This window comes from Pantoea sp. GbtcB22 (genome assembly GCF_019091025.1).
Taxonomy (GTDB): Bacteria; Pseudomonadota; Gammaproteobacteria; order Enterobacterales; family Enterobacteriaceae; genus Pantoea; species Pantoea leporis.
The window spans coordinates 1-237 of sequence record NZ_JAGXKB010000828.1 but is presented as its reverse complement, the minus strand read 5'-3'; the positions used below and the strand labels follow the sequence as shown (position 1 = coordinate 237).

Annotated in this window: 1 protein-coding gene; it reads right to left on the bottom strand. The window is 50.6% G+C overall.

Features of this window, described 5'->3' with window-relative positions:
- On the bottom strand, positions 1-180 hold a 180-nt coding region (locus KVT28_RS28620; protein ID WP_217551352.1), incomplete at its 3' end, for a hypothetical protein.
- Positions 181-237 lie beyond the last annotated feature (57 nt).

Genomic DNA, 237 nt, shown 5'->3' with positions numbered 1-237 from the left:
AGCAGGATTAAGGGTCAATCCTGCCCAAGCTAGTCGGGGGAAGTAATGCTGGTGTAGGAAGGAAACCATATTGTTCATATTCTCGGTTGCGGCAGCGTCATCGTCCATAAAGTATTCGAAACCCACTCCTGGAAGCGATGTGAGTGCGGCTTCGGACGATGGTTCAGGTATTGCTCCCATTGCTAGATCCTTTAGTTTAGAGTAAGTCCCTGGAGCTCCCGTAAGCCCCTGTCCCAT